This window comes from Archangium violaceum Cb vi76 (genome assembly GCF_000733295.1).
Taxonomy (GTDB): domain Bacteria; phylum Myxococcota; class Myxococcia; order Myxococcales; family Myxococcaceae; genus Archangium; species Archangium violaceum.
Genome location: NZ_JPMI01000228.1, coordinates 20,591 through 35,700, shown reverse-complemented (window position 1 = coordinate 35,700; position 15,110 = coordinate 20,591). Strand labels below are relative to the sequence as shown.

Genomic DNA, 15,110 nt, shown 5'->3' with positions numbered 1-15,110 from the left:
CGAATCAACCGTGTCCCCCACTGTCGAGCATCAGCGCGGCGAAGAGGCCGGCCAGGTACAGCAGGCTGAACAGGAACGTCTGGCGCGCCCAGGGCCTTCCCAGGCTCCGGAAGAGGCCGGTCGCTCCCAGCCCGAGGAAGGACAGGCCCAGCACCACCGCCGCCGCCAGGTACCACGCCCCGGCGATGCGCAGCTGGAAGGGCAGCAGCGTCATGGGCACCAGCGCCACCAGGTAGAGGACGATCTGCAGCCGGCTGGAGTCCTCTCCGCGCTCCAGCGGCACGGTCTTGAGGCCGGCCGCCGCGTACTCGTCCTGGCGGAACAGGCCGATCGCGATGGAGTGCGGAATCTGCCACAGGAAGAGGATGGCGAAGAGGACGTAGCCGCCCGCGTCGATCTGCCCGGTGACGGCCGTCCAGCCCATGAGCGGAGGCAGCGCGCCGGGCACCGCGCCCACCAGCATGGAGGCGGAGGTCCGCGCCTTGAGCGGCGTGTACGCGAGCACGTAGCTGAGCAGCGCCACCAGGCCCAGGCCCGCGGTGAGCAGGTTGGCGCCCAGGGCGAGCGCCGGCAGGGAGAGCGCCGCCAGGGCCAGCCCGAAGCCCAGCGCCACGCCCGGCTCCATGCGTCCCGAGGGCAGCGGACGGTTGGCGGTGCGCGCCATGAAGCGATCGCTCTCCCGCTCCCAGTAGCAATTGAGCGCGTTGGCGGCGCCCACCGTGCCCGCGGTGGCCAGCAGCGTCACGAGGATGCGCGGCACCGTCAGCTCGCCGGGCGCCAGCCACATGCCGCCCGCGGCGGTGGCGATCACCAGCCCGGACAGCCTCGGCTTGGTGAGGGACAGCAGATCCGAAGCGAAGCTCGACTCACTCAAGGCACGCGCGCTCACGCAGGACTCCCCAAGGCACGTCAAGCTCGCTGCTGACGCGGTGGGAGGCGGAGCGGACTCCGCCCGGGGTGGAAAACGCCCCTCCCCTTACACAGGGGGGAGTCGCACTTCAAGCAAACGGGCGCGGGATTTTCACCATCCCCGCGCCCGTCGCTATCAGAACCGCTTGTTCCAGGCGGCAGCCTGGCTCACAGCGCGCCGGCCTGCGCCACGTACTCGCCCTTGGGCGCGCACGTGATGTACTGCTGCGCCAGCGGCCTGGCCTTGGAGGCCTGCTTCGGGTCCTTCTTGAGGAACGCCGCGTAGAAGTAGTAGGCCGGGCAGTAGTTCTCGTCCGCGTTGAGCGCCTTCTGGTACGTCTCGTCGGCCTTGGCGGGGTCGCCCTTGCCCTCGAAGACGCGCGCCAGCTCGAGCAGCGCGGTGGCGGCCCGGTCCGGCTGGCCGATGAACTCGGTGCTCGCCTTCTCCAGCGTCTCCTGCGCCATCGTCCACTCGCCGCGCTCGCGGAAGATGGTGCCCATGGCCAGACGGGCCTCGGGGTTCTTCGCGTTCGGCTCCTTCACCGAGCGCTTGTACGCGTCGATCGCCTCGTTGAGCTTGTTCTGCTTGCGGTAGGCGTTGCCCAGCATGGTGAGCAGCTTGGGGCTGTCACCCATGGTCTTGATGGCGGTGACGAGCGCCTCGGAGGCCTCCTTCTCGCCGCCCTGCTTGCCCATGAGGGCCTTGGACAGCTCCACGTAGAACTGGGCGCGCGTGGGGTCGATCTTGATGGCCTTGCGGATCTCCTCGGCGGCCTTGTCGTACTCGTTCTCGGAGAGCAGCCGGCGGCCCTTGATGAGCGACAGCTCGGGGCTCGCCTTGTCCAGCGTGAAGCCCGTGTCCTCGGCCTTGACCAGCTCCTGGCGCGCCTTCTCCTTCTCGGCGGGCACCCCGGTGGCCTCGGCGAGCTTGGCCTGCTCGTCGGGCTTGAGCTTCTCCATGGACGCGGACACGCGCGAGATGAGCAGCGAGCGCGCCAGGTTGGCCGCCGCGAGCTGACGCGGCGACGGGGGCGGCTCGGCCTCCAGCAGCTTCTTGATCATCACCGCGGCCAGCCCGAAGTTGGCCTCGTCCTGCTCCAGCATCAGCAGGGACTTGCCGAGCAGCGACTCGTGGTGGTCCTTCTCGTAGCGCAGGGCGAAGTCGTAGTTCTTCCAGGCGATGGCGTCCTGGCCGAGCCGGCGGTACGCGGCACCGAGCGCGGCGTAGATGCGCGGATCATCCGGAGACAGGCCCTGGGCCTTCTCCAGGTTGTCCTTGGCGCGGTCCAGGTCACCCGCGTTCATCTGGATGAGGCCGAGCGTGAGGTACAGCAGCGAGCTGCGCTTGCCCTCCTCGTCGAACTTCTTGACGCGGCCCTCGAGCTCCGTGAGCGCGTCCTTGCCCTTACCACCGTACGTCTTGATGAGCGCCTCGGCGGCGTACAGGTGCGAGCTGATCTCCCCGCTCTTCTGGGCGGATGCCAGGTGCTCCTCGGCGCGCTTGCGGGCGTCGTCACCACCGCCGTGCTCACCCCAGCGGATGGCGTAGGCGTAGGCCAGGTAGCCGTGGGCGGCGGTGGAGGTGTCATCCACCTCGAGCGCCTTGTCGGCCGCCTCGCAGGCCTTCTTGTAGGAGGCGAACGAGTCGTGCTTGAGCTGCTCGGTGGCGGCGTCGAGCTGCTTCTTGATCTCCCGGTTGCGCTGGGCGGCCAGGCGCCCCTGCCAGAAGTAGCCGCCCAGGATGAGGGGGACGGCGATCACCAGGCCGAGCGTGATGAACTTGGCGCTCCCGCCAGAACCCTTCTTGCGCGACTTGCGAGGCGCGTCCTCGTCGTCATCGACGTCATCGTCCTCGTCGATGACTACCGGCGCGGCGCGGCGGGCCGGGGCCGCGGGCTTCTCGGCGCGGGCCTTGGGACGCGGAGCCTCCTCCTCATCCTCCTCGGCGGCCACCGGGCGCTTGCGGGCGGCGGCGGGAGCCGGAGCGGGCTCGGCGGCGGGAGCGGGCGCGGCGGCCACGGGAGCCGGAGCAGCCACGGGCGCGGCGACAGGAGCGGGCGCGGCGACAGGAGCCGGAGCGGCCACGGGCGCGGCGGCCTGGGGCGGCTGCACCTGGAACTGCTGCATCGCCGCGAGGGTCTCGGCGTCCGCGGTATCCGCCGCGTAGGCCTTGAGGAGGTTGGCCCTGCCAGCCTCGCCCTCGCCGGTCTTCAGTTGCAGCGTCCCCGCCATGCGCAGCGAGGCCTTGTCGTTGGGCTGCACCTGGAGCGCGCCGAGCACCTCTTCCAGGGCCTTCTTGTCCTTGCCCTGGTCCGCGTACACGCGGGCCAGGAGGAGGCGAGGATCCGCACGATCAGGGTGGGCCTTCACCCCTTTCTTGCAGACCACCATCGCCTCCATGAAGCGGCCGGCGGCCAGATACGCCTCGGCCAGCGGCTTGTACGCGTCGGAGGAAGGGTCTGAAGCGAACGCTTGCTCCAGCTTCGTAATCTCGGCCGGGCTCAACTTCGATGAGGGAGTAGACATTCCGATGGGCAGCGCCTGATGGGAGGGGGTTCTTATGACACCCTGAGTTGCCGCGCGTCAATCGCGCAAGGGACCCGGAAGATTCCCGGCTTGACACCTGGAATAGGGTCCTGTATCTGCCCGTTCGTCTTTCGGCGGCGGAGAAAAAGCCCCGCCGCTGAGACACGTTGGGACACATAGTGGTTGCGGGGGTGTAGCTCAGTTGGGAGAGCGTCGCGTTCGCAATGCGAAGGTCGTCGGTTCGATCCCGTCCACCTCCACCATGCAACAGAGAAGGGCCTCACTGGAAACAGTGAGGCCCTTTTCATTTGGGCTACGAGTGAATTGAAAAGCTCCAGGGGTCTGTTATCCGGAGCCGATGACCGACCAGCCTTCGCTCTCGTTCTTCGCTCGTTTCTGGCTCGCGTTCGTGTGCTTCTGGCGGATCTGGTTCGACCAGGCGTTCGCGCAGGCCGTACTGCCCGTGCGCGAGGCCGACAAGGCCGGCCAGTTGCCCGCCGGGACGCCCACCGGGCTGCCCGCCGGACAGGCCACCCAGGAAAAGGCGCCAGAAAAGAAGGAGCCGGTTGCTCCACTGCCCCCCGAGCGGGAGCACGCTCCGGCCCTCCAGTTCCTCGCCATGCTGCAGCGCGAGGGGCGGCTCATCGACTTCCTACAAGAGGACGTGGCGGCCTTCCCGGACGCGGACGTGGGCGCCGCGGCCCGCATCGTCCACGAAGGGTGCCGCAAGGTGCTGCGCCAGTACCTCACGTTGGAGCCGGTGCTGCCCCAGTCCGAGGGCGACCGGGTGGACGTGCCCGCCGGCTTCGACGCCCAGCGCATCCGCCTCACCGGCAACGTGGCGGGCCAGCCTCCCTATAACGGAGCACTCAAGCACCACGGGTGGATGACCACGGCCGTGAAATTCCCGTCCACCAGTCCAGCGATGGATCCCCGGGTGCTGTCGCCCGCTGAAGTCGAGCTGTCCTGACACCAGATTGGAGCGCATATGGCCCGATACGCGATTGGAATCGATCTCGGCACCACGCACTCCGCGGTCTCCTACTTCAACCTGGAGGAGGCGAAGGCGCGTGGCGCGGCGCAGTCGATGCTGCCCATCCCGCAGCTGATAGCGCCCGGCACCGTGGAGGCCCGGACACTGCTGCCCTCGTTCCTCTACCTGCCTGGCGGCCAGGAGTTCCCCCCGGGGAGCCTGGCGCTGCCGTGGAACCCGGCGGCCACGAGCATCTCCGGTGAGTTCGCCCGCGTGCACGGGGCCAAGGTGCCCACCCGGCTGGTGTCCTCGGCGAAGAGCTGGTTGAGCCACCCCGGGGTGGACCGGCGCGGCGCGCTGCTCCCCTGGCAGGCCCCCGAGGAGGTGCAGCGGGTGTCTCCGGTGGAGGCCTCCACGCGCTACCTGCGCCACCTGCGCGAGGCGTGGGACCACACCTTCGCCCGGACGAAGGAGGACGCCGGCAACGCCATGGCCGCGCAGGACGTCATCATCACCGTCCCGGCCTCCTTCGACGCCGCCGCGCGCGACCTGACCCTCGAGGCCGCGAAGGCCGCGGGCCTGGAGAACATCATCCTCCTGGAGGAGCCACAGGCGGCGCTCTACGCCTGGTTGGAGGCGCAGGGAGAGACCTTCCGCAAGCAGGTGAAGGTGGGCGAGGTCATCCTCGTTGTGGACGTGGGTGGCGGCACCACGGACTTCTCGCTCATCACCGTGCGCGACCGCGCGGGCGACGTGGAGCTCACCCGTGTGGCGGTGGGGGACCACATCCTCCTGGGCGGCGACAACATGGACCTGGCGCTGGCGCACACGCTCAACCAGCGCCTCACCGCCGAGGGCAAGAAGCTCGACGCGTGGCAGTTCAACGCCCTCACCTACGGCTGCCGCATGGCCAAGGAGACGCTGTACGGCGATCCGTCCATGGCGAAGGCGCCCATCGCGATTCCGGGCCGCGGCTCGTCGCTCATCGGCGGCACGCTGCGCACGGAGCTGGCCCGCGAGGACCTGGACCGCGTCCTCACCGATGGTTTCTTCCCGCCCTCCCCCGTCGCGGAGCTGCCGCGCGTGGCCCGGCGCACCGGCCTCGCGCAGATGGCGCTGCCGTACGCGCAGGACCCCGCGGTGACGAAGCACCTGGCCGCCTTCCTCACCCGGCAGGCGCAGGCGCTGGCCAACTCGCCGGACTCGCCGGTGAACGTGGGCGGCAAGTCCTTCATCCACCCCACCGCCGTGCTCTTCAATGGTGGCGTCTTCAAGGCGGGCCCGCTCAAGGCCCGGGTGATGGAGGTGCTCAACTCCTGGCTCACCGCGGACGGTGGCCAGCCGGCCCAGGAGCTCGCGGGCGCGGACCTGGACCTGTCCGTGGCGCGCGGCGCGGCCTATTACGGCTGGGTGCGCCAGGGCCACGGACTGCGCATCCGCGGCGGCACGGCTCGCGCCTACTACGTGGGCGTGGAGACGGCCATGCCCGCCGTGCCCGGCATGGAGCCCCCGGTGAAGGCCCTGTGCGTGGCCCCCTTCGGTATGGAAGAGGGCACCCAGGCGGATGTGCCTCCGCAGGAGTTCGGCCTCGTCACCGGCGAGCCCACCAGCTTCCGCTTCTTCGCCTCGTCCGTGCGGCGCGACGACAAGGTGGGCGTGCTGGTGGACGACGTGGACGGCAACGACGAGTTCGAGGAGCTCGCCCCCATCGAGACGACGCTCCCGGGCACGCCCGCGCCCTACGGGGATCTCACCCCCGTCAACCTCCAGGCCGCCGTCACCGAGGTGGGCACGCTGGAATTGCGATGCCTGCAGAAGGACGGCCCCGGGAAGTGGAAGCTGGAGCTCAACGTCCGCATGAAGGAGTAGAAGGAGCCCCGCGCGGCCAGCAAGGGCCGCCCGCACGCCTATGCACATCGTCGGCATCGACCTCGGAACCACGCACTGCGCCGTCGCCTCGGTGGACCCCTCGAAGGGCCCCACCGCTCCCGTGGAGGACTTCCCCGTCCCCCAACTGGTGCGACAGGGCGAGGTCAGCCCGCGGCCCCTGCTGCCCTCGTGTGTCTACGTGCCCGCCGGCCATGAGCTCGCCGCCGGGTCGCTCCGTCTGCCCTGGGGCGACAGCGGCTCACAGGTGGTGGGCGAGCTCGCCCGCTGGCAGGGAGCCCGGGTGCCGGGCCGGGTGGTGACGTCCGCGAAGAGCTGGCTGTGCCACCCGGGCGTGGACCGTTCCGCGCCCATCCTCCCGTGGGGCGCTCCGGCGGACGTGGCGAAGCTGTCCCCGGTGGAGGCCAGTGCCCTGCTCCTCCAGCACATGGCCCGGGCGTGGAACCACGCCCACCCCGAGGCCCCGCTGGCACAGCAGGAGGTGGTCATCACCGTGCCCGCCTCCTTCGACGAGGCGGCGCGCGCCCTCACGGTGAGCGCCGCGCGCAAGGCGGGCCTGGAGAAGTTCACCCTGTTGGAGGAGCCGCAGGCGGCCTTCTACGACTACACCGCGCGCCACCGGAAGGACCTGGCGCAGTCGCTGGAGGACGTGCGGCTGGTGCTGGTGGTGGACGTGGGCGGTGGAACCACGGACTTCACCCTGGTGCACGCGGGCGTGTCTCCCGAGGGCCCCATGCTGCGGCGGCTCGCGGTGGGAGAGCACCTCATGCTCGGCGGCGACAACATGGACGCCGCGCTCGCCAAACGCGTGGAGGAGAAGCTCTTCCCGGACGGCAACCGGCGCCTGTCCGCCACCCAGTGGACCCAGGCCATCCAGGCGGCGCGCACCGCCAAGGAGGCCCTGCTCGGCAACAACCCTCCCGAGCGGTATGGCGTGTCACTCGTCTCCGAGGGCAGCCGGCTGCTGGGCGGCTCGTTGTCCACGGAGCTCACGCGTGAGGAGGCGGAGAGCCTCGTCATGGACGGCTTCTTCCCGCGCTCGGGTGCGCAGGAGCGGCCGCGGCGCGTGTCGCGCATGGCGCTGCAGGAGCTGGGACTGCCGTACGCGCAGGACGCGGCCATCACCCGGCACCTGGCGGCCTTCCTCGCTCAGCACGCGGCGGCGGGCTTCACGGCGCTGGGCGAGACGGCGCCCGCGGAAGGTGCCCTCCCCCGCCCCGACGCCATCCTCCTCAATGGAGGTGTCTTCAACTCGCCCCAACTGGCCGAGCGGTTGGTGGAGGCGGTGAGCGCGTGGTGGCCGGGGGCTCCGCGCATCCGGCTGCTGAAGCACGAGTCGCTGGAGCTGGCGGTGGCGCGCGGCGCGGCCTGGTACGGACTGGTGCGGCGCGGGCACGGCCTGAAGATCGGCGGCGGCGCGGCGCGTGCGTACTACGTGGCCCTGCAGCGGCCGGCGGACAGCACGGAGCAGCCGGTGCTGTGCCTCATCCCTCGAGGCTTCGAGGAGGGCAACCAGGTCGACATCGGAGAGCGCTCCTTCACGCTGACGCTGGGGCGGCCGGTGCAGTTCACGCTGTACTCCACCACGAGCGACCGCATCGACAAGCCGGGCGACGTGGTGCCGCTGACGGAGGAGCTGAAGCCGCTGCCGCCCATCCATACGGTGCTCAAGGGCGCCGCGGGGAAGACGGCGGAGGTGCCGGTGCACCTGCAGGCGGGGCTCACGGAGATTGGCACGCTGGAGCTCTTCGCCGTGTCGAACGTGGCGGACGAGCGCTGGCGCCTGGAGTTCGAGCTGCGAGGCACGAGCGGCGAACGGGAGCTGACGGTCACCGAGTCCATGCCGGCACGCTTCGCCGAGGCGAAGGAAAACGCCGAGCGGGTATACGGCAACAAGCCCCTGCCGATTGGCCCCAAGGACGTGAAGCAGCTGTCGCGCACGTTGGAGAAGGTGCTGGGCCCGCGCGAGACGTGGCGGGTGCCGGTACTGCGCGAGCTGTGGAGCACGCTCTTCGCGGGAGCGTCCAAGCGGCGGCGCACGGCGGACCACGAGCGCGTCTTCTACAGCCTGACGGGCTACACACTGCGGCCGGGCTTCGGCTACCCGCTGGACCACTGGCGTGCGGAGCAGACGTTCACGCTCTTCGAGCCGCTGGTGCAGCACCACACCGAGAAGTCGGTGTGGATCGAGTTCTGGGTGATGTGGCGGCGCATCGCGGGAGGCCTGAGCGAAGCGCAGCAGCGGAAGCTCTACGACTACCTGAAGCCGCACCTGGCGAGGAAGGTGCCGCTGGACGCGCCCCAACCGCCGGGCAAGCTCAAGGGCATCCAGCCCGAGGGCCTGGACGAGATGGTGCGCACGGCGGCCTCACTGGAGCACCTGGAGCCAGGAGACAAGGCGGAGCTGGGCGGGTGGGTAGCGGCGCGGCTGAAGGCGGAGAACAAGAGCGGCGGCCCGTGGGCGTGGGCGCTGGGACGTCTGGGCGCTCGAGTGCCGCTGTACGGCAGCAGCCACAAGGTGGTGGACGTGGAGGTGGCGGAGGCCTGGCTGTCGCTGCTGCTGGAGCTGGACCTCAAGCACATCGACGGGGCGCCGTTCGCTGCGGCGCAGCTCGCACGGCTGACGGGAGACCGCATGCGGGACATCAGCCCCGAGCTGCGAGCGAAGACAGCCCAGGCGCTGCGAGCGGCGAAGGCAGCGGACACCTGGGTGCGGATGGTGACGGAAGTAGTAGCGCTCGAAGCGGCGGATGAAGCGCGAGCGCTCGGCGACACCCTGCCCGCGGGTCTGCGCCTGTAGCCAGAACGTCCGGACGTCACTCGCGCCCTACTTCCCCTCTCCCCCCGGGAGAGGGACGGGGTGAGGGTATCCGGCTCCCGGGTTGTCCCCGCGTCTCCCTCCGTGTGAACCGTTCAAGGAGCCGGAGGCCGCGGTGCGGTGATCTTCTCGAGCATCCCTGATCTCTGGAGCCAGAGCATCAACGTGAAGTTGATCGTATTGAACGCCGCATGCGCCAGCATCACGGAGGGCAACCGGAAGCGGCGGACGAAGACGAAGACGAAGCCGAAGTAGGCCCCGAGCACGGCGGTCTGCACGACAGCGAGGACGCCTTCGTAGAAGTGCCCCAGCCCGAAGAGCGCGGCCGAGAGCACCACCGCGGCGGGCCAATTTCCCAGGAGCAGCTTCAACCTCGGGACGAGGAAGCCCCGGAAGGCGAGCTCCTCGAAGCCCGCCACGAGCACCATCGCCGCGGCGAAGACGGGCACGCTGAGCCCCATCTCCACGAGTCCCGTGGCCACCTCCTTGCGAGCCATGAGCTCCTTGTCGGTGAGCTTCAAGAACACCCCCAGCAAGGCGAGCGGAATGGAGGCGGCGATGTTGGCGGCGTACGCGCCGACAACGACGGGAACGGAGATGAGGATCTCCCGCCCCAGCCCCTCGCGAACGAGCCCGAGCTGAGCCGGCCCCTGCCCGTCCCTCCAGAGCAACAGCCCCACGAGGAGGCTCACCCCGAGCGCACGCAGACACAGCCACAGAATCGCGTCGGGCCTCTTGAAGGGACTGGCATTCGGCGTGGGCCCGACAGGCACCTTCACCTCGCTCATCTCGCCTTTGCGCTGGACGATGAACCGCATCTCGGTGCTGGCCCCGTCTCCCGCCGTCCGGATGCGCTCCTGGAATTCCTCCTCGGGATCCGATGAGGACAACATCTGACCATCCACCCCGAGGATCCGGTCTCCCACCTCCAGGCGGCCGTCCGCCGGCGCTCCCGGCACCACACGAGTGAGCTCCACCACCTTCTGCACGTCCTGCCCGTCCCCCTCCACGGAGACACCCTTGTGCTGCACGCCGAGCCGGGGCGGTGGCACAACCCCCTCCCCTCCGAGCCAGCCACCCGCCATGGAAGCCCCGAGCGCCAGCCCGAAGAGAAGGACAGCGCCCACCGCGCGGGGAATCTGGCCCGCGCGCCAGTCCACCCAGGGACGCAGGAGCGCGAGCCCCCAGGCGGCCAGGAGGCAGGTGATCACGAGGCGTGGCACCAGGTCGAGCAGGGCAAGAGACCCCGGAACGAACACGGTGACGAGCACGAGCGCCGCTTCGGACAGGGCCCGCCGGCGTGAAGGAGCGTTCTGGAAGAGCTGAGCGTCGTTGGACACGCGCCCAAGCTACTATCATCCGCGCCGAATGCCCCTCACCCTGCCCGCCCACGCCGCCGCGATCCTGCCCCTGTGCCGGTTCCACGGGCTGCCCCCGGCCGCGCTCGTGGTGGGGGCCAGCGTCCCCGACCTCGCGTACCTGTTCGGAATGGGCTCGCGCAGTTCCCACACTCCCGAGGGACTGCTGCGCTTCAGCCTGCCCGTGGGTCTGATCCTCTGGGTGTGGCTGGAGGTGCTGGTGCTCCCGGTGCTGCACCGCACGCTGCCCACCGTGGGCGGAGTCCAGTGGGGCCGATTCCTCCGCACCCGGGGACTCCCCCGCGGCGCGCGAGCCTGGGCCCTGGCGATCCTCGCGCTGGGGCTCGGAGCGGCCACGCATGCCATCTGGGACAGCTTCACCCACCGCTACCGCTGGCCCTCGAGCGTGCTCTACCCCGACAACCCGCTCACGCTGGGCCCCTGGGAGCTGCCGCTCGCCACGTGGCTCCAGCACGGCTCCTCGGTGGTGGGCTCGCTGGTGGTGCTGGGATTCCTGGTACGCCACTACGCCCAACTGCCCGAAGCGCCCGGAGGCCGCTGGCGCGACTTCCTCCTGGTGCTGCTGCCCACCGTCGCCTTCGGCGCGTTGCTGCTCGCACTGAGGCTGGCACACGCCCCGCCGTCAGGACCGCTCGACCTGAAGCTGAAGTGGTTGCTGTGGCACGTGCTCGACGGAGTCCTCGCCGGACTCACCCTGGGCTGCGTGCTGGCCCGACGCCGGGCCGCGCCATCTCCTGGGTAGATCCCTCCATCCAGGGTCGAAGCGAAGCGCTCCGCCCCTCGGAGGGACACAGCCAGGCTGGATCAGTTCAGCCCTGCGAGGCGACGGCGACCGGGGCCTCGTCCTCGGCGGAAGCGGCGGCCGGAGCCGGCACCACCTGGAGGTTGGGCGCGACGGCAGCGGGAGCCTCGGCCACGACGTTCATCGTCTCGGTGGCCTTGTCCTCCTTGGGCTTGCGCGTCCCCGCACCCGAGCGGCACCCACGGCACCAGGGCTGATTGCGGATGGCCCCGTCCGCCATCTTGCGCAGACCGAACTGCGCGAGCGGCTTGAGCGTGCGGCACTTGAGGCACATCAGCGAAATGAGCACCTCGTGCCCGTCGGCATCGTAGACCGCCGACTTGCGCCGCTTGCGCGGCTGCCCCGGCTCGCGCGCCGTCTTGGCCTCCTTCGAGGCCGGTGGCGGCATCATCGGGGTAACCTTGTAAAGCATGTGTGTCCCTCCCAGCCGGCGGCCGCGATCGGTGCCTTCCAAGGCTCCCCGGATCACGACGCGCCCGCCCTAGACTAAGGAGGAAAACGGTCGTTGGAAACTGATCCCAGGCCGATTTTTCGGCCCAGGATGGGATCTGCCCGGATCTCGGCCACTTGCGCGGGCTCCCGGGGGAGGCGCAATCGCGCCCGAGCCGATATACCGGCCCGCGCGCGATTCCGGGCCTGTTGTCAAGGCCGCTCGGAGCGGGCCCCGGCGGCGTCCTTGGCGGGGCACACCGCGCCCTCGTCCACGAAGCTGATGCGGCCTGTAGCGGGCACGGAGATGGCCGTGCCCCGGCCCTTCCACCAGTTGGCGAGCCCATCCCGGAGGATCACCTCGCGGTCGCTGCCCAGATCGATGCGCTCGGCGGGCAACTGCGACAGGACCGGAGCCAGACCGCCGGCACCCCGCGCCAGGAAGTCGGGCATGACCACCCGGTAGAGGCGGCCGGACTCGAGCGGCTTGCCATCCGCCAGGGTGACGTCGCGCAGGCGCTCGGGGCCAGGGCAACGGGAGAGCTTCACCTTCAACCCGGACTGCTGGAAGACGCCGGAGCCCGAGCCATAGGCGGCCGTCAGCAGGCGCCGCAGCTCGTCCCCGTTGACGGTGACGATGGACACCGTGTTGTCGAACGGCAACACCTCATAGAGGTCGCCGTAGGTGAGCGTACCGGCCTTCACGTTGGCGCGCAGGCCGCCGGAGTTGAGCAGCGCGATGTCCGCCTTCTCCATCTCCCGCAGGGCGTCCGTGAGGACGTCGCCGAGCGCGCTCTCGGCCTCGTAGTTGCGGCCCAGGGGCGCGGTGACGGCGACACCGAGGGACTGGCGCTGCACCTCCTCCACACGGGCGAGCGCGGGGGTCACCAGCGCCTCCACCGCCTTGTCCGGCTCCACCGTACCGCCGAGGAACGTGGCGGGCACCAGCTGCGCCGAGGCTCCCACGTCCTTCAGCTTGCGTGGATCACAGTGACCCGTCGTCGCCTCCACCTTGCCGCACACCGGAATGGCGGCCTGGATGCGGGTGCTCGCGGGCACCACCTTGCGGCTCACCGGGTCCACGAAGAGTTCCACCACGCCGAAGGAGCGGCCCAGGCCCGAGGTGGACAGGACGGGCACGTCCTTGAAGAAGTGGCCCATGGGCTGGTGGGTGTGGCCGGCGAAGACGGCGTCCAGGGTGCCCGCGGGCAGCGCCTCGACGAGCTCGACGATCTCCGCGTCCTCGCGATCACAGCTCGAGGTGTCGCGCGGGTTGGAGAGGTCCGAGCACTTGCCACCCGCGTGGGCGAGGCCCACCACCACCTCGGCGCCCTGGGCGCGCAGACGCTTCGCGGCCTCCAGCGTGGTGGGCAGCATGGGCTCGAAGCGCAGGGAAGCCACGTGAGTGGGGTTGGAGATGCGCGGGGTGCTCGGGGTGGTGAGGCCCACGACGCCCACCTTCACGCCCTTGAGCGTCACCAGCAGCGTGCCGTCATTGCCGAGCCACGCGGGAGGCTGGCCGGAGGCCGCGTCGCGCACGTTGACGGTGAGCAGCGGGAAGCGCGCCTGGCGGATGCGCGCGGTGAGCGCTCCGACGGCGTCCTCGCCCGGCCCGGGCACCGCGCGGGGGCCCACCGGGCCGTAGTCGAACTCGTGGTTGCCGAGCGCCGCGGCCGCGTAGCCGAGCTGGTTGTAGACGTCGATGACGGCGGCGCCCTCGGTGAGGTTGGAGGCGAGCGTGCCCTGGAAGAGGTCTCCCGCGTCGAGAAGCAGCACCCCGCCCGGGTTGTCCGCGCGCAGCCGGGCCAGGTAGCCAGCGAAGACGGCCGCCCCGCCCTGCTCCACCTCGAGCCCACCGGGCAGCGAGGTCTTCTGGGGCATCAGCCAGCCGTGGAAGTCATTGGTGGCCACCAGGGTGAGCCGCACGGGCTCGGAAGAAGCCTGGAGGGCCTGGGAGGAAGGACGCGGAGCGCTGGCACAACCCGCGGCCACGAGGGCCGCCAGCGCGAAGAGGAGTCGGGAGGTGTGCATGCGGGCGGCGAGTTGAGCCCAGCCGCCCCCCCGCAGGCAACCCGCATCAGGCCCTGGGACGCCGGCGCGAGAGCAGCAGCACGCCCGCCAGCACGAGCAGCACCGAGCCCGGCACGGACACCGAGGAGCAGTAGCAATTGGGGCCGTTGTCGTTGTAGCCCGGCGGCACCGGGCCCGGCTCGCCCACCGGCGGAACGTCGGGGCGCGTGCCCCCGTTCCCCCATCTTCCGTTCCGGCGTCCGGCGTGCCTCCATCCGTGGGCGTGGTGGGATTGCCCGTGTCCACGACGAGCGGCGTCGTGAAGCCGGTGGCGATGGCCTGCCACGGAACGAGCTTGAAGTTCTCGTTGCCTCCCGTGGCGTTGGTGCTGTCGTGCACGGCCACCATCCCCAGCGGGAAGCCCGTCAGGGACCGGTTGGTCACCACCACGTGGCGCGGACGATCCACCGCGTCGATTCCTCCGTCCTGGGCCACGGTGAAGCTGCCCCGGAACGTATGGGCCGAGGGCTGCCGCTCGTAGATGCGCACCGCGCTCGCGCCGCCACTCACCGCCAGCAGGTAGCCCCGGACTCCGGACGCCGTGTAGAGGGCCACGCCGCCCAGCGGTGCATCGAGCCCTCCTCCGGCTCCGGTGATCCCATCCACCAGGACCCGGGCATCCCCGGCGTCGGGCTCGGCGCCGTACTGCCAGATGCCATTGCCCTGCTCGACGGCGTAGAGCGTGCGCTGGGTGTCGTCGACGGCCAGGCCCACCACGGAGTCCCCCACGTCGAAGGTGCGCACCGGGGTGACGTCGACGCCTCCGTCTCCCACCTGGCCGGTGAGCTCGTACTGCGCGACAACGCCCGTGGCACTCCCGGCGAAGGCGAAGAAGCGTCCGGTGGTGGGGCTCACGTACAAGGCCACGCTGTTGGGCACGAAGCCCGTGGTGTTGATAGGGGACAGCCCCGCGCTACGCAGGCCGAGCGTCGTGGGATCCACGATGTACGCCACGAGCGCCTGGAGGCTCGGGTTGGCCACCATCACCAGGGACTGGGAGATGCCCGTCACCTGGACGTTCTCCTGCACGTCCACGCCCGCGGCCACGCCCTCGGAGGACTGAGAGAACAGCAGGGCGCCCGAGGTCCGATAGACGAGCAGCCCGACCTGGTTGTCCGCCACGAAGAGCAGACTGCTGGCCGGGTCCGTGGGATGTATCCACAGGGCCGCGCCCTGCACCACGGCCCCAGCACCGAGCACCTGCGCCGTCTCCAGTGAGGGCGACACCTGGATGTTCTGCTGGGCCAGCGTGGGCAGGCCGGCGAGCAGGCCGGCCACGATGAGAAGTGTGCGAAAACGCACGACGGCCTCCTGGGC

The 15,110-nt window shown here is 70.4% G+C and carries 9 protein-coding genes and 1 tRNA gene; 5 read left to right on the top strand and 5 right to left on the bottom strand.

The features are described from left to right. Window positions 1–4: 4 nt before the first annotated feature. The gene (gene cyoE / locus Q664_RS30625) at window positions 5–889 is read right to left on the bottom strand and encodes a heme o synthase (RefSeq protein WP_043403580.1); all 885 of its coding nucleotides are present in this window, start codon (window positions 887–889) and stop codon (window positions 5–7) included. 188 nt (window positions 890–1,077) lie between these two features. Beyond that, window positions 1,078–3,435, bottom strand: coding sequence for a tetratricopeptide repeat protein (locus Q664_RS30620; protein WP_043403579.1), 2,358 nt, complete (start codon window positions 3,433–3,435; stop codon window positions 1,078–1,080). Between the two features lie 187 nt (window positions 3,436–3,622). Between Q664_RS30620 and Q664_RS30615 the strand changes: the two genes are divergently transcribed. From Q664_RS30615 to Q664_RS30600, 4 genes are all read left to right on the top strand, one after another. Continuing rightward, a tRNA-Ala gene (locus Q664_RS30615) sits at window positions 3,623–3,698 on the top strand. A gap of 95 nt (window positions 3,699–3,793) precedes the next feature. Next, window positions 3,794–4,405: a DUF2760 domain-containing protein gene (locus tag Q664_RS30610; protein WP_043403578.1), complete on the top strand. Its 612-nt coding sequence runs from the start codon at window positions 3,794–3,796 to the stop codon at window positions 4,403–4,405. 18 nt (window positions 4,406–4,423) lie between these two features. Then, window positions 4,424–6,277 carry an Hsp70 family protein gene (locus tag Q664_RS30605; RefSeq protein WP_043403577.1) on the top strand — a complete coding sequence of 618 codons (1,854 nt, stop codon included), beginning with the start codon at window positions 4,424–4,426 and terminating at the stop codon, window positions 6,275–6,277. A 40-nt stretch (window positions 6,278–6,317) separates the two neighbouring features. Continuing rightward, window positions 6,318–9,095: an Hsp70 family protein gene (locus Q664_RS30600; RefSeq protein WP_043403576.1), complete on the top strand. Its 2,778-nt coding sequence runs from the start codon at window positions 6,318–6,320 to the stop codon at window positions 9,093–9,095. A gap of 113 nt (window positions 9,096–9,208) precedes the next feature. Here Q664_RS30600 and Q664_RS30595 read toward each other — a convergent pair whose 3' ends face one another. Next, window positions 9,209–10,453: a CPBP family glutamic-type intramembrane protease gene (locus Q664_RS30595; protein WP_043403575.1), complete on the bottom strand. Its 1,245-nt coding sequence runs from the start codon at window positions 10,451–10,453 to the stop codon at window positions 9,209–9,211. 28 nt (window positions 10,454–10,481) lie between these two features. On the opposite strand from Q664_RS30595, the gene Q664_RS52890 reads away from it, so the two are divergent. Next, entirely contained in the window at window positions 10,482–11,234 is a 753-nt protein-coding gene (locus Q664_RS52890) for a DUF4184 family protein (protein ID WP_052518872.1), read from the top strand. Between the two features lie 67 nt (window positions 11,235–11,301). On the opposite strand, the gene Q664_RS30585 is transcribed toward Q664_RS52890, so the two are convergent. Then, entirely contained in the window at window positions 11,302–11,706 is a 405-nt protein-coding gene (locus Q664_RS30585; RefSeq protein WP_043403574.1) for a hypothetical protein, read from the bottom strand. Window positions 11,707–11,936: 230 nt separating this feature from the next. Beyond that, entirely contained in the window at window positions 11,937–15,095 is a 3,159-nt protein-coding gene (locus Q664_RS56645; RefSeq protein WP_160174533.1) for a myxosortase-dependent phytase-like phosphatase, read from the bottom strand. Window positions 15,096–15,110 lie beyond the last annotated feature (15 nt).